Annotated in this window: 20 protein-coding genes; 13 read left to right on the plus strand and 7 right to left on the minus strand. The window is 65.5% G+C overall.

The window, feature by feature from the left end; genetic code table 11:
• Positions 1-25 precede the first annotated feature (25 nt).
• Positions 26-448 carry a hypothetical protein gene (locus JC616_RS11230; RefSeq protein WP_227108312.1) on the minus strand — a complete coding sequence of 141 codons (423 nt, stop codon included), beginning with the start codon at positions 446-448 and terminating at the stop codon, positions 26-28.
• Between the two features lie 368 nt (positions 449-816).
• Here JC616_RS11230 and JC616_RS11235 point away from each other — a divergent pair, with 368 nt between their 5' ends.
• Positions 817-1,455 (plus strand): hypothetical protein, encoded by a 639-nt coding sequence (locus JC616_RS11235; protein ID WP_227108314.1) that lies wholly within the window; start codon positions 817-819, stop codon positions 1,453-1,455.
• Between the two features lie 407 nt (positions 1,456-1,862).
• On the opposite strand, the gene JC616_RS11240 is transcribed toward JC616_RS11235, so the two are convergent.
• Both JC616_RS11240 and JC616_RS11245 read right to left on the minus strand, forming a co-directional pair.
• Positions 1,863-2,675 (minus strand): hypothetical protein, encoded by an 813-nt coding sequence (locus tag JC616_RS11240; protein WP_227108316.1) that lies wholly within the window; start codon positions 2,673-2,675, stop codon positions 1,863-1,865.
• A gap of 1 nt (position 2,676) precedes the next feature.
• On the minus strand, positions 2,677-4,359 hold the full coding sequence (locus tag JC616_RS11245; protein WP_227108318.1) for an ABC1 kinase family protein: 1,683 nt from the start codon (positions 4,357-4,359) through the stop codon (positions 2,677-2,679).
• 229 nt (positions 4,360-4,588) lie between these two features.
• On the opposite strand from JC616_RS11245, the gene JC616_RS11250 reads away from it, so the two are divergent.
• From JC616_RS11250 to JC616_RS11305, 12 genes are all read left to right on the plus strand, one after another.
• Positions 4,589-5,368: a C40 family peptidase gene (locus JC616_RS11250; protein ID WP_107798973.1), complete on the plus strand. Its 780-nt coding sequence runs from the start codon at positions 4,589-4,591 to the stop codon at positions 5,366-5,368.
• 74 nt (positions 5,369-5,442) lie between these two features.
• Positions 5,443-5,664: a hypothetical protein gene (locus tag JC616_RS11255; protein ID WP_048415208.1), complete on the plus strand. Its 222-nt coding sequence runs from the start codon at positions 5,443-5,445 to the stop codon at positions 5,662-5,664.
• A 72-nt stretch (positions 5,665-5,736) separates the two neighbouring features.
• Entirely contained in the window at positions 5,737-6,981 is a 1,245-nt protein-coding gene (locus JC616_RS11260) for a lipoprotein-releasing ABC transporter permease subunit (RefSeq protein ID WP_227108320.1), read from the plus strand.
• The gene (gene lolD, locus JC616_RS11265) at positions 6,974-7,684 is read left to right on the plus strand and encodes a lipoprotein-releasing ABC transporter ATP-binding protein LolD (RefSeq protein WP_107798975.1); all 711 of its coding nucleotides are present in this window, start codon (positions 6,974-6,976) and stop codon (positions 7,682-7,684) included. The genes JC616_RS11260 and lolD overlap by 8 nt, the downstream gene beginning before the upstream one ends.
• A 137-nt stretch (positions 7,685-7,821) precedes the next feature.
• Positions 7,822-9,108 (plus strand): mechanosensitive ion channel family protein, encoded by a 1,287-nt coding sequence (locus tag JC616_RS11270; RefSeq protein WP_227108322.1) that lies wholly within the window; start codon positions 7,822-7,824, stop codon positions 9,106-9,108.
• An 18-nt stretch (positions 9,109-9,126) separates the two neighbouring features.
• Positions 9,127-9,750, plus strand: a complete 624-nt coding sequence (locus tag JC616_RS11275) for a response regulator transcription factor (RefSeq protein ID WP_019100757.1) — start codon at positions 9,127-9,129, stop codon at positions 9,748-9,750.
• Positions 9,750-10,214: a dihydroneopterin triphosphate diphosphatase gene (nudB, locus tag JC616_RS11280; RefSeq protein ID WP_227108324.1), complete on the plus strand. Its 465-nt coding sequence runs from the start codon at positions 9,750-9,752 to the stop codon at positions 10,212-10,214. The genes JC616_RS11275 and nudB overlap by 1 nt, the downstream gene beginning before the upstream one ends.
• Positions 10,211-10,891, plus strand: coding sequence for a two-component system response regulator CreB (gene creB / locus JC616_RS11285; RefSeq protein ID WP_227108326.1), 681 nt, complete (start codon positions 10,211-10,213; stop codon positions 10,889-10,891). The genes nudB and creB overlap by 4 nt, the downstream gene beginning before the upstream one ends.
• Before the next feature lies 1 nt (position 10,892).
• Positions 10,893-12,311 carry a two-component system sensor histidine kinase CreC gene (creC, locus tag JC616_RS11290; RefSeq protein WP_227108328.1) on the plus strand — a complete coding sequence of 473 codons (1,419 nt, stop codon included), beginning with the start codon at positions 10,893-10,895 and terminating at the stop codon, positions 12,309-12,311.
• A 115-nt stretch (positions 12,312-12,426) separates the two neighbouring features.
• Positions 12,427-13,782, plus strand: coding sequence for a cell envelope integrity protein CreD (gene creD / locus JC616_RS11295; RefSeq protein ID WP_107798979.1), 1,356 nt, complete (start codon positions 12,427-12,429; stop codon positions 13,780-13,782).
• A 189-nt stretch (positions 13,783-13,971) separates the two neighbouring features.
• A complete protein-coding gene (locus tag JC616_RS11300) occupies positions 13,972-14,148 on the plus strand; it encodes a hypothetical protein (protein ID WP_158274261.1) in 177 nt (58 codons plus the stop codon).
• Positions 14,149-14,164: 16 nt separating this feature from the next.
• On the plus strand, positions 14,165-16,360 hold the full coding sequence (locus JC616_RS11305; protein WP_227108329.1) for a phosphocholine-specific phospholipase C: 2,196 nt from the start codon (positions 14,165-14,167) through the stop codon (positions 16,358-16,360).
• 51 nt (positions 16,361-16,411) lie between these two features.
• On the opposite strand, the gene JC616_RS11310 is transcribed toward JC616_RS11305, so the two are convergent.
• The 4 genes from JC616_RS11310 to JC616_RS11325 all read right to left on the minus strand — a co-directional run bounded on the left by JC616_RS11310 (position 16,412) and on the right by JC616_RS11325 (position 21,403).
• Positions 16,412-16,885, minus strand: coding sequence for a class I SAM-dependent methyltransferase (locus JC616_RS11310; RefSeq protein WP_227108330.1), 474 nt, complete (start codon positions 16,883-16,885; stop codon positions 16,412-16,414).
• Between the two features lie 342 nt (positions 16,886-17,227).
• Complete coding sequence (gene exaC, locus JC616_RS11315) at positions 17,228-18,748, minus strand: acetaldehyde dehydrogenase ExaC (protein WP_107798982.1); 1,521 nt, start codon at positions 18,746-18,748, stop codon at positions 17,228-17,230.
• Positions 18,749-18,989: 241 nt separating this feature from the next.
• Positions 18,990-19,598, minus strand: coding sequence for a 3'-5' exonuclease (locus JC616_RS11320; protein ID WP_227108331.1), 609 nt, complete (start codon positions 19,596-19,598; stop codon positions 18,990-18,992).
• Positions 19,598-21,403 carry a putative nucleotidyltransferase substrate binding domain-containing protein gene (locus tag JC616_RS11325; protein WP_227108332.1) on the minus strand — a complete coding sequence of 602 codons (1,806 nt, stop codon included), beginning with the start codon at positions 21,401-21,403 and terminating at the stop codon, positions 19,598-19,600. Before JC616_RS11325 ends, JC616_RS11320 begins: the two co-directional genes overlap by 1 nt.
• Between the last annotated feature and the right edge of the window lie 22 nt (positions 21,404-21,425).

Here is a 21,425-nt window from a genome sequence, read left to right on the forward strand (position 1 = left end):
AAAGCGGTTTGTTTTTATGCATATATTAAGTTTGTGGCGGAGTTTGATGCAAGAGGCGCTGCAACGCCGCCTCGTAGGTGTTGAGCCGGTCGATGTACTCGAACACGTCCAGCGGCGCGATGCTTTGCGTCAGCACTTGCTCGATCAGGTGGAAGAAGCCGGTCCAGCAAGCGCTGGCCGCGTCCGGGGCGCTGAAGTCGACGTCTTCGGCAATGCGCGCCAGCAGGAAGCGGTCCGCGCTGCCGGGGTTGTCTTGCAGGAAAACCAGGTAATGGCCCGCGTACTCCCGTCCCAGCAGATAGGCTTGGCGGCGATCGGCCAACGGCTGCACGGTCCAGCAGTGGGGCCGGGCCTGGCCGGGCAGTTGCGCGGCGAAGGGCAGCGCATGGTAAGGCAGGGGTTGGGGATCGGGCTGATAACGGCGGCGAAGGGGGTGATTGCGTTTCATGAAGAGGCTCCTTTGCGAGGTTCATGCCCGCGACTCCGCTCTCATTCGGGATGGCGAGCACGTGACAGGGTTGAGAGACCGGCGCAAAGGACCCGGCAGACCATGAAGGCCTCCCCGCCACGGCTTGCCGAAAAATGGGCGCAGCAATGGCGCCGGTTGCGCTGAACAACCGGGAATCTTTGCAGAACGGGCTCTCAATCCCGGTGCCTGTAATCTCAAGCACGGGCGCATTATTGCCGGCTCGCGGCGTGCTAGGCAAGCGCGGCGTTTCGCCCGGACCGAGGTGCGCGAACCCGGGGTGGCGGGCGGAGCTGGAAATATTGGTGGTAGTATTGAACGATCAGCAACCATGCCGTGAAAGGGCTGGCATGACGAGGATTCGCCGCTTTGCCTGGGCCGTGCCGCTGTTGCTGGTCTTGTCCGCCTGTTCGCAGCAGCGTTCCGCCGATGGTTCGCTCCAACGCCGGCTGGATCTGCAGGAAGCGCTGGCTTTCGTGCATCAGGATGTGCCGCTGGCCGGCAACCATCTGGTGCTTCGCTCTTCGCTGGGCGGGCGCTTCGAGCTGAAATTCTATGATCGCCAACTGGTCGCGCCGCTGGACGCGCAATGGCGCCGGGTGCGCATCGCGGACGCCCGCGTCGTCGGCGAGGACGCGCTGGTGCTGTTGCGCGCGGACGATGCGGAATGCGCGCCGGCTTACCGCCTGCTGCAAGTGCGCGACTACCGGGTGCGCAGCTGGACGCTGGTGGCCAGCTGCAATCAGGAGGGGGCGATGACGGTGGACGAGGACGGCGGAGCATGGCGGGCGCGTCAGACGCGCAATCGCTTGAACGCGATGCTGTGGACCTGGCGCGGCGGGGCGCTGGAGGCCAGGCTGGAGCGCCCGGCCTCGGCCTATGATTCGCCGCGGACGCTTTCCCGCGGCGGCGGGCGGGTCGCGCGCGGTCCGCGTGGCGGCCGCGGCGAGATGCCGGACAGCGAGCGAGGGCTGCCTCCGGCGGAGTAGGCGCTTAGAACCTGTTCAAAGTCTGCTGCGCTTCAGCGATACGGCGTTGAAAACGACTTCAGAATGCTCATGTACCACCTGTACATTCCGCTTCTTCTGCCGTTTCCGCCTTGTCTCGCCCTTGCTCGCGAGACTTTGAACAGGCTCTAAGACCCGCTAACAAAGCCCCTAATCCCGCGTTGCGCCTCCTTGTCGTACGACTTGTACTGCCTGCGTCGGCGCTCCTTGGCTCAGATTCTCTGCGAGGTTTTGTTAGCGGCTCTTAGAACGTGTTTACGATCTCGCGTGCTAAGGCGAGACAAGGCGTTGCGGCTGAGAAAGCGGAATGCACACGTGGTACATGAGCATTTCGAAGCGGTACTCACCGTGCCACGTCTCACGACGCGCAGCAGATCGTAAACAGGTTCTTATTGCGCCGGCGTCACTCGCACCTTGATGCTGCGCTCCAGCTGCACATTGCTGCGGCTGACGCCGATGAGCACGGTTTCCTGGCCGCTTTGATCGCGGCCTATGCCGCCCACGGTCAACCATTCGCCCACCGCGCCTTCCACGGTGGTGGCCAATTTGGCGCTGTCCAGGTTCTGGCCGTTGAAGGCTTGCTGGCTGGCGGCCAGTTCCAGCGTCACCCGCTGGCCGTGCAGCCGCGGCCGGGCGTAGAAGCCGGTGACGGCGTCCTGATAGCGCACGCCCACCACTGGCCGGCCGTCAGGGCCGAACATCAGCCAGGGCAGCGGCCGGCTGCTGCCTATCTCGATGAAGCCGGTCTTGCCGTCCAGCATGCGCAAGGCCTGGCTGGCCTGCAGCCGGGTGTTGGACTGGCTGGCGCCGCCGGCGATCACCACTTGGCTGCCGGGGCGCACCGTCATCGGCTTGCCGGTGCTGATGCTGTAGCCGCCGCCCTGTACCTGGCCACCCAATTGCACCGCGGATTTGCTTTCTCGGCTGACGCCGTCCTGGGCCACTTCCACCAGCAGGGACGAGGATTTGACGTCCAGCTGGCGGATCAGCCGGCGCAATTCGGCACTACGTCCGGGCGGGGCGTCCAGGATCAGCTGGTTGCCCAGCGCGCCCAGTTTTTCGCCGTCGCGCAGTTGCGGCCGCAAGGCGGCGGCCACTTCGTCGCCGTCGCGCCAGTTGAGGGTGATCACGTCGGCGGCGTTGGCCGCGGCGGCGAGGCCCAGCAGCGCGACCGCCAATAGGGTTTTCTGTTTCGATCTCATGTCACAATTCCTTGCCGGAGCGCCAGATGGCCCATACCAGCCACACGCTGTTGAACATGGCCAGCATGAAGCCGACGAAGCCGAAGAAGGGCAGGCCGAACAATTTGGGCCCGGCGTTGACGGTCATCACGATGGAGGAGCCGATGATCAGACAGCCGGTGACGATGCCCATGGTCAGCCGGTTGGTGCTGCGGTCCAATTGACGGCCGAAGCTGTCCAGCCGCTGCAGGTCCAGATTGACGCGGAACTTGCCGTGGCGCATGTCCTTGCCCATGCGCATCAGGTCTCGCGGCAGGCTGGAGAGCATGGCCAGCGCTTCGCCCAGCGAATGGCGACCGCGTTTGAGCAGGGCCGCCGGGTGGTAGCGGGCGATGGAGAGCTCGCGCACAAAGGGGGTGATGTGGGCGATGAGCTGGAAATCCGGGTCCAGCTGGCGGCCCAGGCCTTCCAGGGTGATCAGCGCCTTGAACAACATGGCCATGTCCGGCGGCAGCAGGATGGAGTGGTCGCGGATCAGCGCCATGATGTCGGCGATCAGCTGGCTGATGTTGATGCCCTTGAGCGGCACGTGTTCGTACTGGAACAGGAATTCGCCCACGTCGTGGGCGAACTGGCGTTCGTTGACCGGGGTGTTGCCGGTCCATTCGATCAGCACGTCGATGATGCCGGCTTCGTCGCGGTTGGCCACGGCGGCGAGCAGATCGACGATTTCATCGCGGCGGCCATGGCTGATGCGGCCCACCATGCCGAAGTCGATGAAGGCGATGCGGTGTTCGGGCAGGAAGAAGACGTTGCCCGGATGCGGGTCCGCGTGGAAGAAGCCGTGGATCAGAATCATCTTCAGCACCGCGTCCGCGCCGCGCTGGGCCAGCAGCACCGGGTCCAGGCCGCTGTCGGCCAGTTGTTCCAGCCGGGCGGCCGGCACGCCGGCGATGTAGTCCTGCACGTTGACGGCGGCGTTGGTGTAGTCCCAATAGACCTTGGGTACCTGGACTTCCGGATCGTCGGCGAAGTCGCGGGCGAAGCGTTCTGAATTGCGGGCTTCCACCGCCAGGTCCATTTCCCGCTTCAGCGAGCGGGCGAACTGGCCGACGATTTCCACCGGCTGAAAGCGGCGCACGTCGGGAAATTCCAGTTCCAGCAGGCCGGCCAGGTGGTTGAGGATGCGCAGGTCCGCTTCCACCTTGTCCACAATGCCGGGGCGGCGCAGTTTCACCGCCACGTCGCTGCCGTCGTGCAGGGTGGCGCGGTGCACCTGGGCGATGGAGGCGGAGCCTATGGGGTTGAAGTCGAAGTGGGCGAACACGTTTTCAGGCTCGTCGCCCAGCGCGGCCTTGACCAGGCGGCGCACCGCTTCCGGACGCACCGGCGGCACTCTGTTCTGCAGTTTTTCAAACTCGGCGATCCAGTCCGGCGGGAACACGTCCACGCGGGTGGAGAGAATCTGGCCCAGCTTGATGAAGGTGGGGCCCAGCTCTTCAAAGGCCAGGCGCACGCGCACCGGGGTGGGCGGGCGGTTTTCCGCCTCCGGCAGGTTGAGGTTCAGCCATTGGCCGGCCTTTTCCACCGCGCGCGGTAATTTTAGCCTTTGGGCGAATTCGCCCAGGCCGTGACGGATCAGAATGCCGCTGATTTCCTTCAGTCGCGGCAGGTCGCGCATGGCGATCAGGGTTTCTCTCAGCATCGGTTCTGCCTTGTGGGCATTGGGTTTTCGCTCAAAAACAAAGGCTTGCCGTCCGGGCGCGCCGGCGCCGTCCCGCCGCGCGGTTTCGCCGCCGGCCATGCCAGTGCGATGGATTGTACGCCATTAGTGCCGGCTGTCTCGTCCAAGGTTCAAGCGGGCCGGCCCAAAGCGCTGGAAACGGCCTGCCTGCGGCTTTACACTACCGCCCCCGTCCGATAGAGTTCGGCCTATGAAATTGCAACTCCGCTTAATGACTCTGGTGCTGGCGGGCTTTATGGTATTCGCTGAAGCGGCGCCGGAAAAGGCCCCTCCGGAAGGGCGCCCCGCGGCGGAAGCTAGCGCGCAGTCTGGCCAGGACGACCCCATCTCGAAATTCTCCTCCCCCGCGGAAGACGCGGTGGGGGATTTGTTGTTGCAAGCCATGAGCCTATTGGGCGTGGCCTATCGTTTCGGCGGCAACTCGCCGGAAAACGGCCTGGATTGCAGCGGCTTCATCCGCTATGTGTTTCAAAAGTCCTTGAAAGTGAATCTGCCGCGCACTTCCGCTGAAATGGCCCGCGTTGGGAAATCCATCAACCGCAGCGAACTCGTGCCCGGCGATCTGGTCTTTTTCAATACCCGCGGCTTCAGTTATTCCCATGTCGGCATGTATATGGGCAACGGCAAATTCATCCACGCGCCGCGCACCGGCAAGAATATCGAAGTGGCCAACATCAACCAGAGTTACTGGAACGGCCGCTTCAACGGCGCGCGACGGGTGAACCGCAGCACGGCGGCGCAGGCGGCGGACACTTCCGACGATCTGACCGTGGCGACGCCGACGCGCAAGGCCGCGGCGGTAAGCGCTCCGGCGGCGAAGTGCCGCAAGGGCAAGAAGTGCAAGCCGGAGGTCTCCGCCAAGAAGGGCGGCAAGGCCGAAGCCAAGAAGTCCGGCAAGAGCGGCGGCAAAGCCGCGGCCAAGAAGGGCGGCAAGGCGGCCGGCGGCGCCAAGAAAAAAGCCAAGCGTTGATTGGCGGCTTAAGCTGATAAGGATGCAGGAACAACATTGCCCGCGTTGCGGGCAATGTGCTTTGGAGCGAAACGATGGCATTGAAAGTGGACATACCGGTGTGGAAAGACCCGCAAGGCAATGTGGTGGCCTGCGTGGAGAAGCTGAAAGTGATGCAGGAAAACCTGGAGGAGCTGGCCCAATTGGCGCAGGACGCCTTGGAGGACGCGGTGCTGATGGGCTGCGACGAAGGCCAGGTCAAGGATTTCCTGGTGCAGGTGATGCAAAGCCTGCACAACCCTTATCAAGGGCGCTGAGCGCCGTTTTCATCCACCCCCTCGGGCTACGCGCGGCGAGCCCGCGACTCGCTCCGGAAAGGAGCTTTTTTGATGCAGTGGCCTTTTGAAGCCTTTATCGGCCTGCGTTATCTGCGGGCCAAGCGCCGCAACGGTTTCATTTCCTTCATTTCCCTGATTTCCATCGTCGGCATCGCGCTGGGCGTGGCCGCGCTGATCATCGTGCTGTCGGTGATGAACGGCTTCCAGAAGGAAATCCGCGGCCGCATTCTGAGCGTGGCCTCGCATCTGGAGGTGAGCACTTACGACGGCCGGCTGGATCATTGGCGGCAGGTGGCCCAGCTGGGCGGCGCGCAGCCGCATGTGCTGGCCGGCGCGCCCTTCGTCAACAGCCAGGGCCTGTTTACCGCTTACGGCAATGTGCGCGGCGGCCTGGTGCGCGGCATCGAGCCGGCGCTGGAGGACAAGGTGGTGGACGTGGGCCAGCACATGGTGACCGGCAAGCTGGAGAATTTGCGCCCCGGCGAGTTCGGCGTGGCGCTGGGCGCGGAGCTGGCGCGCCAGCTCAATGTGGGCCTGGGCGACAAGGTGATGCTCTTCGTGCCGCAGGGCATGATCACGCCGGCGGGCATGTTGCCGCGCTCCAAGCAGTTCACCGTGGTGGGCATCTTCAAGGTGGACATGTTCGAGTTCGACTCCACCTTGGCGATGGTGAACCTGCGCGACGCCCAGGTGTTGTCGCGGATGGGGGACAGCGTCAGCGGCGTGCGCTTCAAGCTGGACGATCCGATGCTGGCGCCCACGGTGAAGCAGGCGCTGCGCGCCAAGCTGCCGCAAAACCTGGTGACGGATTGGACCGACACCAATTCCAATTACTTCCGCGCGGTGCAGATCGAGAAACGGATGATGACCATCATCCTGACGCTGATCGTGGCGGTGGCGGCGTTCAATCTGGTGTCCACGCTGGTGATGGTGGTGACGGACAAGCAGGCGGATATCGCCATTTTGCGCACCCTGGGCGCGTCGCCGGCCAGCATCATGAAAGTCTTCATGATTCAGGGTTCGGTGGCCGGGGTGCTGGGCACCTTGTCCGGCGTGGCCTCGGGCGTGTTGATCGCCTTGAACCTGGACGTGATCGTGCCGCTGATCGAACGCGTCATCGGCAGCAAGATTTTGTCCAGCGAGGTGTATATGATCGACTACCTGCCGTCCGACGTGCAGTGGGGCGATGTGTCCACCATCACCCTGATTTCCCTGTTGCTGGCCTTGTTCGCCACGCTGTACCCCAGCTGGCGCGCGGCGCGCACGCAACCGGCGGAGGCCTTGCGCTATGAGTAATGTGTTGTCGTGCCAAGGGCTGGGCAAGTCCTATAACGAAGGCAAGCTGCAGCTGACGGTGTTGTCCGATGTCAGCCTGACGGTGGAGAAGGGCGCCAGCCTGGCCATCGTCGGCGCGTCCGGCTCCGGCAAGAGCACGCTGCTGCACCTCTTGGGCGGGCTGGACACGCCCAGCCAGGGCCGCGTGGAGGTGTTGGGGCGGGATCTGGCGACGATGTCCGAGTCGGAGCGCGGCCGGATGCGCAACGCCTCCTTGGGCTTTGTCTATCAGTTCCATCATCTGCTGCCGGAATTCAGCGCGTTGGAAAACGCGATGATGCCGCTGCTGATCCGCCGCATGCCGCGCAAGCAGGCCGAGCGGGAGGCCGGCGAGATGCTGGGCCGCGTGGGCCTGGGCCAGCGCTTGCAGCACAAACCGGGCGAACTGTCCGGCGGCGAGCGTCAGCGGGCGGCGATTGCGCGCGCGCTGGTGACCCGGCCCGCCTGCCTGCTGGCGGACGAGCCCACCGGCAATCTGGACGTGCACACCGCCAAGCAGGTCTTCGATCTGATGCTGGAGCTGAACCGCACGCTGGGCACCAGCCTGATCATCGTCACCCACGATCTGGAGCTGGCGGCGCGCACTCAGCGCACGCTGCGGCTGAACGAGGGCCGGCTGATGGATATGGAGCAGGAGCGCGCGGCCGCCGGCCAGGCGCTTTGATGTTTAGAAACCGGTTCACGCTCCGTCGCAAGGCGAGCGGCGCGTCGGTCCGCCCTTGGCGGCGGCCCCGCTTCTGCTCGCTAGACTTTGAGCCGGTGCTTTGAAAACCGAGCAAACCAACTCTGGGAGAAACCACATTGCTGTTCAAGCGTGAAGAAATCGACTTCGATGCCTTGCTGGATATTTTGCAAACCCCGTCCGGCCTGATGGAGTCGGCGATAGGCGTCTTGTGCGTGTTCATCGCTTTCTATCTGGCCCGTTTCGCCTTCAAACAGTTTTTCGATCACAATCCGGAGCGCTATGAGCGCTTCTTGCCCTATGTGGGCTTCCGTCTGGTGCTGCCGGTGGCGGCGCAGGCGCTGGTGATGCTGTCCCGCTCCGCCTGGGTGCATCTGCTGCACGAGCGCGCGATGGTGCTGCACTTGCTGAGCGCGATGCTGTTCTGGCTGACCCTGATCCGGCTGTGCTGCGCGGTGGTGCGTCAGGCGCTGCCCAAGGGGCGTTTCGAACGCCATACCGAGCACTTCCTGGCTACGGTGCTGTGGCTGGGCTTTGTCAGCTGGGCCATCGGCTTCGACATGGTGGTGATCGAGTGGCTGGAGTCGATGTCGTTCTCGGTGGGCAAGACTCGTTTGAATATGCTGACCATACTCAACGGCCTGTTGTGGGTGTCCATCATCGTGATGGTGGCCTTGTGGGTCAGCCGTCTGATCGAGTCCCGCTTGCTGAATCTAAAGCAGTTGGACCCCAGCCTGCGCATCGTCATGGCCAAACTGACCCGCACGATATTGCTGGTTTTGGTGGTGCTGATCGCGCTGCCGGTGGTGGGCATCGATCTGACCGTACTGTCGATGTTCGCCAGTGCGATGGTGTTCGGCTTGAGCTTCGGCATGCAGAAGATCGCCAGCAACTTCGTGTCCGGCTTCATCATTCTGCTGGACCACTCCATCCGCATCGGCGACCGGCTGATGGTGGAGAACCGCGTCGGCTACGTAACCAAGATGACTTCCCGCTACGTGGTGCTCAAGGGCGCGGACGGCACCGAGGCGCTGATTCCCAATGATGTACTGATGACCAACACCGTGGTCAACCAGTCCTATTCCGACAAGAGCATGTGGACCAGCTTGCCGGTGTCCGTGGCTTACGGCACGGATCTGGACAAGGCGCTGGCTCTGCTGCAACAGGCGGCAAGCACACAGCAGCGGATTGTGCAGGACCCGGCGCCGCGCGGCTTCGTCACCTTGTTTGCCGACAGCAGCATCAATCTGGAGCTGGGCTTTTGGGTGGCGGACCCGGAAAACGGTTTCATGGGCTTGAAATCCGATCTGAATATGGCAATCTGGCGGCTGTTCCAGCAACATGGCATACAAATGCCGTTCCCGCAGCGGGAAATCCGCATTCTCAACGATAAGCCGCAAGACTAAGGCAGGGGAGACGCCGCCATGGCAGGCAAACGCTTGGCAATCATAGACGACGACGCCGCGGTGCGGGAGTCGCTGGTATGGCTGCTGGACGGCCAGGGTTATCTGGCCAGCGGCTTCGACAGCGCGGAGGAGTTTCTGGCCTGCCCGGACGGCGGCGACTTCAACGGCATCATCCTGGACCTGCGCTTGTCCGGCATGAGTGGCATCATGCTGCTGGAAAAACTGGCCGGCTGGCCTTACTGTCCGCCGGTGATCATGCTCACCGCCCACGGCGACGTGCCGCATGCGGTGGCGGCGCTGAAGCTGGGCGCGCTGGATTTCATGGAAAAGCCTTTCGACGACGAGCGCTTGCTGGAGCGCGCCGAGGCCGCGGTGCTGCGCGACGAGCAGAACCGCCTGCTGCACGGCCGCCGCAGCAAGGTGTCCGCCGCGCTGTCCTTGCTGACGGACCGCGAACGCGAAGTGATGCAGCTGATCCTCACCGGCAAGCTCAACAAGCAGATCGCCGAGGAACTGACCATCAGCATGAAAACGGTGGAAGTGCACCGCGCCCGCGTGTTCGACAAGATGGGCGTCAAATCCGCGGTGGAGCTGGCCGGCCTGCTGGCCAGCCAGAGCCCGGCCAACGGAGGCAAGCGCTGATGGGCGACAAACAACCGGTGTCGGTGCTGGTGGTGATTCACACCGCGGACGGCCAGGCGCTGTTGATCGAACGCGCCGACAAGCCCGGCTACTGGCAATCCGTGACCGGCAGCCGCGAAGGCGAGGAAGCCTTGCGCGACACCGCGCTGCGCGAACTGGCCGAGGAAACCGGCCTGATCCTGGCGCGTGACGACGCCCGGCTCAGCGACTGGGGCCTGGTCAACCGCTACGAAATCTATCCGCACTGGCGCCACCGTTATCCGGACGGCGTCACCCACAACGACGAGCATGTGTTCGGCCTGTGCCTGGAGCGGCCGCAGACGGTGACGCTGGCGCCGCGCGAGCATCTGGCCCAGCTCTGGCTGCCGTGGGACGCGGCCGCCGACAAGGTGTTTTCGCCGTCCAACGCCGAGGCGCTGCGGCTGTTGTCGCACAGGCTGGCGCCGGCGACGGCGCGGCCATGAAGCCGCTGATCTGGCTGGCCGAGGACGAGGCCGGCATCGCCGACACCCTGATTTACACGCTGGAGACGGACGGCTTCGGCGTCGAGTGGTTCGAGCGCGGCCTGCCGCTGCTGGAGCGGCTGGAGCGGGCCGTCCCGGCGCTGTGCATTCTGGACGTGGGCCTGCCGGACATCAACGGTTTCGACCTGTGCCGCCGCTTGCGCGAGCGCGCCGATGTGCCGCTGATGTTCCTGACCGCGCGCAGCGAGGAAATGGACCGCATCATCGGCCTGGAGATCGGCGCCGACGACTATGTGGCCAAGCCGTTTTCGCCGCGCGAAGTCAGCGCCCGCGCGCGCACCATCCTGCGGCGCTACGCCAAGGGCCAGGCGCCGGCCGCCGCGCCGGCGCCCGCCGGTTTCGAACTGGACGAGGCGCGCGCCTGCGTCCATTTCGCCGGCCGCAAGCTGAACCTGACCCGCTACGAATACCTGCTGCTGAAAACCCTGCTGGCGGAGCCGGGCCGGGTGTTTTCGCGCCAGCAGCTGATGGAGAGGGTGTGGCGCGACGCCGAGGACAGCTTCGACCGCACCGTGGACACCCACGTCAAGACCCTGCGCGCCAAGCTGCGCGACATCGACCCCGACGCCCAGCCCATCCAGACCCATCGCGGCCTGGGTTACAGCCTGGGCGAGTGAGATGCGCTTCGGCCTGCGGCTGTTCCTCGGCTATTTCCTGATCGTGGCGGTGGCCGGCTGGTTCGTGCTGGCCATTTTCACCCAGGAAGTGAAGCCGGGCGTGCGGCGCGCCACCGAGGGCACGCTGGTGGACAGCGCCAATGTGCTGGCCGGCATCGCCGCCGCCGACCTGGCCGACGGCGACATCGCCAACGGACGGCTGGCCCGCGCCTTCCGCGATAAGGCGCGGCCGCCCATCGCCGCCAATATTTCCGGCATCGTCAAAAACAATATGGAGTTCCGCGTCTACGTCACCGACGCGCGCGGCGTGGTGATTTTCGACTCCAGCGGCCGCGATCTGGGGCGGGACTACTCGCGCTGGAACGACGTCTACCGCACGCTGCGCGGCGAATACGGCGCGCGCAGCACCCGCAGCAGGCCGGACGATGAAAACAGCAGCGTGATGCACGTGGCCGCGCCGGTGCGGCTTGACGGTCGCATCGTCGGCTCGCTGACCGTGTCCAAGCCCAATGTGACGATGGAGCCGGTGATCCGCCGCAGCGAGCGCAAGATCATGCTGGCCGGCGGCGCGCTGCTGGGCGCGGCCTTGCTGATAGGCGCGGTGATGGTGTGGTGGATCAACCGCTCCATCCGCCGGCTGGTGGGCTACGCCGAGGCGGTGGCGGCCGGCCAGCCGGCCAATGTGCCGCGGCTGGGCAGCCCGGAACTGGACAGCCTGGGCCTGGCGGTGGAGGCGATGCGGCGCAAGCTGGAGGGCAAGGCCTATGTGGAAGGCTATGTGCACACGCTGAGCCATGAATTGAAAAGCCCGCTGGCGGCGATACGGGGCGCCGGCGAACTGCTGCGGGAAGACCCGCCGCCGGACACGCGCCGCCGCTTCGTCGACAACATCCTGGCGCAGAGCCTGCGCATGCAGCAGTTGATCGAAAGGCTGCTGTGGCAGGCGCGGGTGGAGTCGCGGCTGCGGCCGGACGCCCAGCCGCTGGACTGGCCGGCCTTGATCGCGGAAACCGTGGACGGCAAGGCGCTGGCCGCCGCCGGGCGCGACGTGAGCTTGGTTTGCCGGCTGACGCCGGCCCGGCTGAACGCGGACCGCCTGCTGCTGGCGCAGGCGCTGTCCAATCTATTGGACAACGCGCTGGAGTTCAGCCCGCCGGGCGGCGTCATCGAATTGAGCGGCGCGCCGGAAGAGGGCGGCTATCTGCTCCGCGTGCGCGACCACGGGCCGGGCGTGCCGGATTACGCGCTGGAACGGGTGTTCGAGCGCTTTTATTCGCTGCCGCGGCCGGACAGCGGCAAGAGCACCGGCCTGGGCCTGAGCCTGGTGCGCGAAGTGGCCCAGCTGCACGGCGGCCGCGCCGAACTGGCCAACCACGCCGACGGCGGCGCCGAGGCGCGGCTGTGGCTGCCGGCGGGCTGAGCCCGCTTCAATAGCGAGCGGCTTCGGCCAACTTCACCGAGACTTCACACGGGCTCATTCCCGCTTCATCGCCTGGATTTAGGCTGTCCCCCGTCATGCAACCAGGAGACAAGCGATGAAGAAAAACCCCTTATTGACCAAGATACTGATCCTGCTGGCGCTGTCTTTGGCGCTGCTGGTGCCGGTGAGCGCGATCAGCAATCTGATTTCCGAGCGCAAGCACTACCAGGAAGAAGCGGTGGAAAAAGTGGTGGCCAGCACCAGCGGCGAGCAAACCGTGATCGGCCCGGTGCTGGTGATCCCCTATGTGGAAACCGTGGAGGAGAAACAGAACGGCAAGACGCAAAGCGTCAAGCACGAACTGGAACGCTATGTGTTGCCGCGCCAGCTGGCGGTGGACGGCAAGCTCAAGGTCAGCCCGCGTTCGCTGGGCATTTATCAGGCGCTGATCTTCGGCAGCGAGGCCGGTTTCAGCGGCCATTTCGAGATCCCGCCGCAGCCTGAGCTGCTCAAACCGTCGATTCAGCTGAAAACCCCCTATCTGGCGGTGGGCATCAGCGATCCGCGCGGCATCGGCAAAGTGCCGCAGCTGAGCGCCGGCGGCAAGCCGCATCCGTTCGCGGCCGGCGCCGGCCTGCCGCGGATGAGCGAGGGCATACACGCGCCGCTGCCGCAGTTGCTGGACTTCGCCAAGCCGCAGACGCTGCCGTTCGCCTTCCAACTCAATTTGCAGGGTACGCGCAGCATCAGCTATGTGCCGGTGGGCGAGAGCAGCACGCTGAGCCTGACGTCCAACTGGCCGCACCCCAGCTTCATCGGCAACTTCCTGCCGGTGCAGCGCAGCGTGGACGCCAAGGGCTTCAAGGCGCAATGGGAGAGCAGCTGGTTCGCCAATAATCTGAACGACCGTTTCCAGCAGGCCGCCTTCAGCGACGGGAAATCCGGCCTGAGCGCCTTGCCGTCCTTCAGCACCGGCCTGGTGCAGCCGGTGGACCAGTACCAGCAGAACGAACGCTCGGTCAAATACGCGGTGCTGTTCATCGGTCTGACCTTCTTGTCCTTCTTCCTGCTGGAAACGCTGCGCAGCCTGCGCGTGCACCCCATCCAGTACGTGCTGGTGGGCATGGCGCTGGTGATGTTTTTCCTGATTCTGCTGGCCTTGTCCGAACACCTGGGCTTCGGACCGGCCTATCTGCTGGCGGCGACGGCCTGCGTCGGACAGATAGGCTTCTACGTCAGCCACATCCTGGGCGGCTGGAAACGCGGCCTGGGTTTCGCCGGACTGATCAGCCTGTTGTACGCGGTGCTGTACGGCCTCTTGCAGTCCGAAGACAACGCTTTGCTGCTGGGCAGCCTGCTGCTGTTCGCCGCGCTGACCGCCATCATGACGCTGACCCGGCGGCTGGATTGGTATCGTTTCTCCGCACGGAGCGAGGAGGCCGCCGCGCCGCTGGAACCGCCCCAGCCTTGAGCGCGCCAACGCATTGACAAAAGCATTTTTTGGCTAATTCACAAAACCGACATCATTAGGTAACGCGTTCTCGCTATCGTTTTCCCGCCCGGCCTCATCGCCGGGCTGGGCAAGGGCCTGGGATTCCGCCCCCGGGTCCTTGGTTTTTCACCGCGGCGCGCCGCGCCGCCACAAGACGATTGCACCCCGATGACGCTCACCACTCTTTCGCCCAGCTCCGCCCTTTGGGCGCGCCGGCTGGCCGCCTGTCTGCTGGCGGCCGCGCTCGCCGGCTGCCTGGGCGACAATCAGGACCAAGCCGGCCAACCGGGCAACGGCAATTCCAATCAAACCAAGCCGCCGGCCACGCTGCGCTGCGCGCCCTGAACCCGGATAGCCCGCCATGACCGACACTCCCGTTTCCGCTTCCCGCCGCCAGTTCATCAAGCGCGGCAGCGCGCTGGCCGCCAGTTCCTTGACCTTGTCCCTGCTGCCGGCCTCCATCCAGCGCGCGCTGGCCATTCCCGCGAACAACCGCACCGGCACCCTTCAGGATGTCGAGCACATCGTGATCCTGACCCAGGAAAACCGCGCCTTCGACCATTACTTCGGCAGCCTGGCCGGGGTGCGCGGCTTTGGCGACCGCTTCCCGCTGCCGCTGGCCGACAGCGCCTTGCTCAAGCGCAAGACTGTCTGGTATCAGACCAATCAGGGGAACAGCGCCACGCCGCCGCGAGTGGTGGCGCCGTTCCACCTCAACACCGCCCAGACTTTCGCCTATATGCGGGTGGAAGGCACGCCGCATGTGTGGTCGGACGCGCAATACGCCTGGGGCAAGGGCGTGATGAACGCCTGGCCCACCTATAAGCAGAACCACGCCATGGGCTACTTCAAGGAGACGGACCTGCCGTTCCAGTACGCGCTGGCCAACGCCTTCACCCTGTGCGACGCCTATCACTGCGCGTTTCAGGGCGGCACCAACCCCAATCGCGTCTTCCTGTGGTGCGGCGGCAACGACCCCTTGCAGAAGGGCAAGGGCCCGGTGATCGCCAACGCCTACGACTCCGTCGATTACAACCCCAAGGGCGGCTACACCTTCAGCACCTACGCCGAGCGGCTGGAAGCGGCCGGAGTGAGCTGGAAGATTTATCAGGACATGGCCGACAACTTCACCGACAACCCGGTGGCCGGCTTCCGCAGCTTCCGCGCCGCCTACTTCGGCGAGGCCGGCGCCAAGCCCGCGCTCAAGAGCAAGGGCTTGTCCACCTGGACGCTGGACGATCTGCGTCAGGACGTGTTGGCCAACCGGCTGCCCCAGGTCAGCTATATCGTCGCCACCGCCGACGGTTCCGAGCATCCCGGCCCGTCCAGCCCGGCGCAGGGCGCCGATTACACCGCCCGCGTGCTGGACGCGCTGACCGCCAATCCCGAGGTGTGGAGCAAGACGGTTTTCCTGGTCAATTTCGACGAAAACGACGGCTTTTTCGACCATCTGCCGCCGCCGGCCGCGCCCAGTTATCTGAGCTGGGACGCGGACCCGGCCAAAGCGGTGCTGGCCGGCGCTTCCACCGTGGCGACCGACGGCGAATACCATCATCTGCGCAGCAGCGAAACCGGCAATGAGCGCGCCGACCTGATCCACGTGCCTTACGGGCCGGGGCCGCGGGTGCCGATGTACGTGATCTCGCCGTGGAGCCGCGGCGGCTGGGTCAACTCCCAGGTGTTCGACCACACCTCGGTGATCCGCTTCATCGAACAGCGCTTCGGCGTCAAGGAGCCCAATATCACCGCCTGGCGGCGCGCGGTGTGCGGCGATCTGCTGTCCTGTTTCGACTTCGTCAATCCCAACGCCGAGCTGCCCAAGCTGCCGGCCACCGCCGCGCTGGCGGCGCGGGCGCGCGCCTTGCCCGGCCGCACCAAGCCCAACGCGCCGGCCTTGCCGGAACTGCCGGTCCAGGCCGTCGGCCTGCGCCGCTCGCGCGCCTTGCCTTACGAGCTGCACGCCAGCGCGCGGGTGGACGGCAACGCCGGCGCCGTGGAATTGATCTTCGCCAACAGCGGCAAGGCGGCGGCGGTGTTCCACGTGTACGACCGTCGCCATCTGGACGCGCCGCCGCGCCGCTACGCGGTGGAGGCCGGCAAGCAGCTGTCCGGGCTGTGGCGGGTCAATTACGACGCCAACCTTTACGATTTGTGGGTGCTGGGCCCCAACGGCTTTCATCGCCACTTCAGCGGCGACGCCGGCCAACTGGGCCGCGTGAGCAAGGCGCAGCCGGAGATTCAGGTCTGTTACGACCCGGCCGCCGGCGACGTTTATCTGAAGCTGCACAATAGCGGCCGCGAAAACTGCGAGTTCCTGGTGCGCGCCAACGCCTATGCCAAGACCGACCCGCAGCGCGTTACCGTGGGGCCGCAGGGCGAGGCGGTGTTGAACTGGCCGTTGAAAGACAGTCACGGCTGGTACGACGTCAGCGTCAGCGCGCCGGCGTTCCCCGGCTTCAGCCGCCGCTTCGCCGGCCGGGTGGAAACCGGCCGCGACGGTTATAGCGATCCGGCGATGGGCGGCGCGGCGCAGGGCGAGCAGTGGGCCACGTCCTGAGCCGGCCGGTCTTGCCGGTTTAAAACGGGCGGCGCCGACGGCGCCGCTTTTTTAATGGCCCGGCGTGCCCAGGCGCTCGAACCGCATCACCCTGGCCGGCGGCAGATTGCGCCAGATCAGTTGGCTGTCGCGCAGCGCAAAGCCCGCGCCCAGCCAGTCCGCCGACGCCTGCAAGGCGTAGCTGAATTGCAGCAGCGCGCCGCCGGCCGGCAATACGCGACGCCATTGTTCGACGATGGCCAAGGCCTCCGCTCGCGGCAGGGAGCGCAGCGGCAGGCTGGAGACGACGGCGTCTATCGCCGCGTGCTCCGGCAATAAGGCCGCCAGCCGAGCGGCGTCGCCCTGTATCACCTGGACCGAGGGAAAACGCTGCCGCAGATGCCGGGCAAAGGCCGGAGAGCGTTCGACCACCCGCAAGCGCTCGCGGCTCAGTCCTTGCGCCAGCAAGGCCTGGGTAATGGCGCCGGTGCCGCCGCCCAGCTCGATCACAAAACCGGTGCCGGACATCGGCGTCTGGGCGGCCATGCACTGCGCCAGGCGCTTGGAACTGGGCCAGACCGCGCCCACCCGCCCGGGCCGGTTTATCCATTCGCGAAGAAACAGGCGGGGAGCGCGGGCGGTCAAATGGGCCCGGCAGACGGCGGGCGCGTTCAGCGCTTTGGCGCAAATGGGGCAAAAGGCGGGGGAGGCTTCGAGTGGATCAGGGCTGCGCATGGGGCTTTCTCCGGTTTGACATGCTGGTTTGTCCTGGAGAAGCCATGCTAGAAAACAATGCTTAAGCGCAGCTGAAGCGCCGCGATGATTGTCGCATCGCGGCGCTTTGGGGTTTAACAACCGTTCACGATCTCGCTAGCCGTGCGCAGCTTCCTAGAAGAAGCCCAGCGGCTTGCCGTCAAAGCTCACCAACAGATTCTTGGTCTGCTGATAGTGGTCCAGCGCGCGCTTGTGGGTTTCGCGGCCGATGCCGGACTTTTTGTAACCGCCGAAGGCCGCGTGCGCCGGGTAGAGATGGTAGCAGTTGGTCCAGACCCGGCCGGCCTTGATCGCGCGGCCGACGCGGTAAGCGCGGTTGATGTCGCGGGTCCACACCCCGGCGCCCAGACCGAACTCGGTGTCGTTGGCGATGGCGACGGCTTCGGCCTCGTCCTTGAAGGTGGCGATGCTGACCACCGGCCCGAAGATCTCCTCCTGGAACACCCGCATCTTGTTATTGCCCTTCAATAAGGTGGGCTGGATGTAATAACCCTGCGCCAGGCCGCCCTCCAGCGGTTCCAGCTTGCCGCCGCTCAGCACCTCGGCGCCTTCCTGGCGCGCGATGTCCAGATAGGACAGGATTTTGTCGAACTGCTGCTGCGAAGCCTGGGCGCCCACCATGGTGTCGGTGTCCAGCGGATCGCCGCGCTTGATCGCCTTCACCTTCTTCAACACCTCGGCCATGAAGGCCGGATAGATGGATTCCTGCACCAAGGCGCGGGACGGGCAGGTGCAGACTTCGCCCTGATTGAAGAAGGCGAGCACCAGGCCTTCGGCGGCTTTCTCGATGAAGGACGGTTCCGCCTGCATGATGTCTTCAAAGAAGATATTGGGCGATTTGCCGCCCAGCTCCACGGTGGACGGGATGATATTCTCCGCCGCGCATTGCAGGATGTGACGGCCCACCGGGGTGGAGCCGGTGAAGGCGATCTTGGCGATGCGCTTGCTGGTGGCCAGCGCCTGGCCGGCCTCCTTGCCGAAGCCGTGGACCACGTTGATCACGCCCGGCGGTAGCAGATCGCCTATCACTTCCATCAGCACGGAAATGCCCAGCGGCGTTTGTTCCGCCGGTTTCAGCACCACGCAGTTGCCGGCGGCCAGCGCCGGCGCCAGCTTCCACGCCGCCATCAGGATGGGGAAGTTCCACGGGATGATCTGGCCCACCACGCCCAGCGGCTCGTGGATGTGATAGGCCATGGTGTTGTGATCGATTTCCGCCGCCGTGCCTTCCTGGGCGCGGATGCAGCCGGCGAAATAGCGGAAATGATCGGCCGCCAGCGGGATGTCGGCGTTCAGCGTCTCGCGCACCGGCTTGCCGTTGTCCCAGGTTTCGGTGACGGCCAGCACCTCCAGATTGGCTTCGATGCGGTCGGCGATCTGCAGCAGCAGATAGGAACGTTGTTGCGCCGAGGTCTGGCCCCAGGCGTCGGCGGCCGCGTGGGCGGCGTCCAGCGCTTTGTCGATGTCGGCGGCGTCGGAGCGCGGAAACTCGGCGATGGGCTGGCCGTTCACCGGCGAGGTGGTGGTGAAATGCTGGCCGTTGACCGGGGGCGTGAACTCGCCGCCGATATAGTTGCCGTAGCGGGGCTTGAAGGCGATCAACGCGCCGGGCGTGCCGGGGTGAGCGTAACGCATGGTGTTTCTCCTGTTGTGGATAGACCGCTTGCCGCGCAAGCTTGGGCGCGCAGCAGGGCATTGTAGAATGCGATGCGTCGGTTCGGGCGTGTCACCTGTCCTATTGGCCGTGTCGTTCAAAGGCGGCGGCGCCATCGCCGCCGGTCCGTCTTGACGGGCCGGATCTGGCGATGGCGGGTTGGGAAACGATCCAGTCCGCCGCGCGTCGTGAAGCGTGGCGCGCAGAGTTGACGGCAAGGCATCAGCCGTAGCCGCGCTGTTTCAGCGCCAGATAGAGCATGGCCGCGTTGATGGCGTCGTTGAGCGCGTCGTGGCGCGGCGGCGCGGGCATGTCCAGATCCCGGCAGATGCTGGCCAGCCGCAAATCGATGTGGGCGTCCGGGTTTTGCCGCAGCTTGTAGTCGTAATAGCGGCCGGAAATCTCGATGCGCCGCTGCGGCAGCGGCACGCCCAGCCAGGGACGGACGTAGCGGTTGAGCACGGCCAGGTCGTATTCCAGGTAATAGCCGAGCAACGGCCGGCCGCCGATGAAGTCCAGCAGCAGACGCACGGCGTCCCGGGCCGCCAGGCCCTGGCTGACGTCGATGGGACGCAGGCCGTGGATGCGCACATTGTCCGCCTGCGGCGCGCGTTCCGGCCGCACCAAGAGATAGAGCGCCTCGCTGGCGAGGATGCGGTTGCCGCGCAGTTTGACCGCGCCGATGGACAGCAGCTCGGCTTCCGCCGGATTCAGACTGGTGGTTTCGCAGTCCAGGCTGACCAGTTCGTCCGGGTGTTCGCTATACATGCCGGCGTAGGCCGGGTCGCGCAGCCGGCGGCGTTGCCATTGGCGCAGCAGGGCGGACAGCATCAGAAACTGCCCAGCCGGTAATGGTGGCGCAACTGCGTCTTGAATCGTTTGACCACGCCCAGCGCGTCTTTGAGCAGGTCCCGTTCCAGCGAGGACAATTTGTCCGGCTCCAGCAGATTGTCGGCCGCCTTGCCGGCGCTCATCCGTTCCAGCCCTTGTTCCAGTCTCAGTTGCATCAGATAGGACAGCGCCTCGCCCGCGTCTTCGGCCAGGCCTCGCTCCAGCCGGCCCTGGGCCGCCAGCGCCTGCAGTCTTTGCTGTGAATTGTTCTCGCTCACCCCGTACTCCAGCGCCAGCGCGCGGATGCCGTGCACCAGCGGAAAGATGCCGCCTTTTTTCAGGTCCAGCGCCGCCCGGCCGTCGCGTTCGCGGGTTTGCAGATGGGAGAACAGACCCAAGGGAGTGTCGAATTGTTCGACGGCGCGAGCGAAGCGGGAGAAGAAGCCGGCGTCGTCGCGCAAGGTGGCGCGCAGATAGTTTTGCGCGTCTTCCAGCAGCGCGGCGTCGCCGCAGACGGCTTCCGCGTCCACGAAGATGGCCAGCCGCATCAAGGCGTCTCCGTCCGGGCTGTGCACCCAGCGGTGCAGGCGGTCGCGCAGCTCGGCGCCGCTGAAGCGCCAATCCGGGTGGCTCAGCATGATGTTGCCGGGACAGGGCGGGTAGCCGAAGCGGGACAGCGCGGCGGAAAAGGCCTGGCAGCTGGCTTCCAGTTGCGGCCAGGGCGCGCCGTCGCGCAGCAGCAGCGCGTTGTCCTGGTCGGTTTTGAGTATCTGTTCGCCGCGGCCTTCCGAACCCAGCACCAGCAGGCAGCTGTTGGCCGCCAGCTCCGGCGGCGCGATCAGCCGCCAGGCGCGGGCGAACAGGCGGGCGTTGAGGCTTTGCACCAGCCGGCCCAGTTGCAGCGCTTTGACGCCGTGGCCGGACAGGATGCGCACCAGCCGCGGGATCTGCTCCGCCACTTCCGTCAGCTCGTCCAGCGTGGCCGCGCGCTCCAGCCGCTGCGCGATCAAGTGGGAGTGATTGGAAAAATAGGACAGCACGTCCACCTGGGCCAGCATGGCCACCGGCTCGCCGCGCTCGGTCACCACCAGGCGCCGCAAATTGCGCCGCGTCATCAGCAATAGGGCGTTGAACAGGAAGTCGTCTATGTCTATGGTCAGCAGCTCGTACTGGCAGTATTCCGCCGCCGGCGCGTCCGAAGGCACGCCGTTCAGCACGATGTCGCGAAAGTCCGTGGTGGTGAGGATGCCCAGCCGCCCGTCGCCGCGCAGCAGCACGGACTTGGATTTGTGTTCCTTCATCGCCGCCGCCGCGTCGCGAAGGCTGGCGCCGGCGTCCACGAACACCGGCTGGCGTCCGCCGGCGTCGCGCACGGTGGCCGCCAGCAGGGTTTGCAGTTCTCGCTGGCCGGCGCCTTGCGCCAGCCGGCCCAGCTTTTCCGACACGCTGGCGTAAAAGTAGGCGCCGAAGCGCGGGTTGCTCTCGGTCAGCGCCAGCACTTCGGCGCGCGGCAGGCTGTAGAGCAGCGCTTCCTCCTGGACGATGAAGCGGTGGCGGGTCTGGCCGGCGGCGGTGGCGCGGGCGTCGAAGCCGTCCTGCGCCCGGTACAGCGCGACGACCTCGTCGCCGGCCATTTCCCTGACCACGCCTTTGATCACCACGTACAGGGCGGTGACCGGCGCGTCCGGCGCCAGCACGGTTTGCTCGTCGGCGTAGAACAGGATGTCGGCGCAAGCCTCCAGCCTCAGGCGTTCGTCCGGGCTCAGGGCGTCGAATGGGGCGTGGCTGAAGTCGAATCGCTGCATGGCGGGCCTCGCGGAACAAGAC

This window comes from Chromobacterium rhizoryzae (genome assembly GCF_020544465.1).
Classification (GTDB): Bacteria; Pseudomonadota; Gammaproteobacteria; order Burkholderiales; family Chromobacteriaceae; genus Chromobacterium.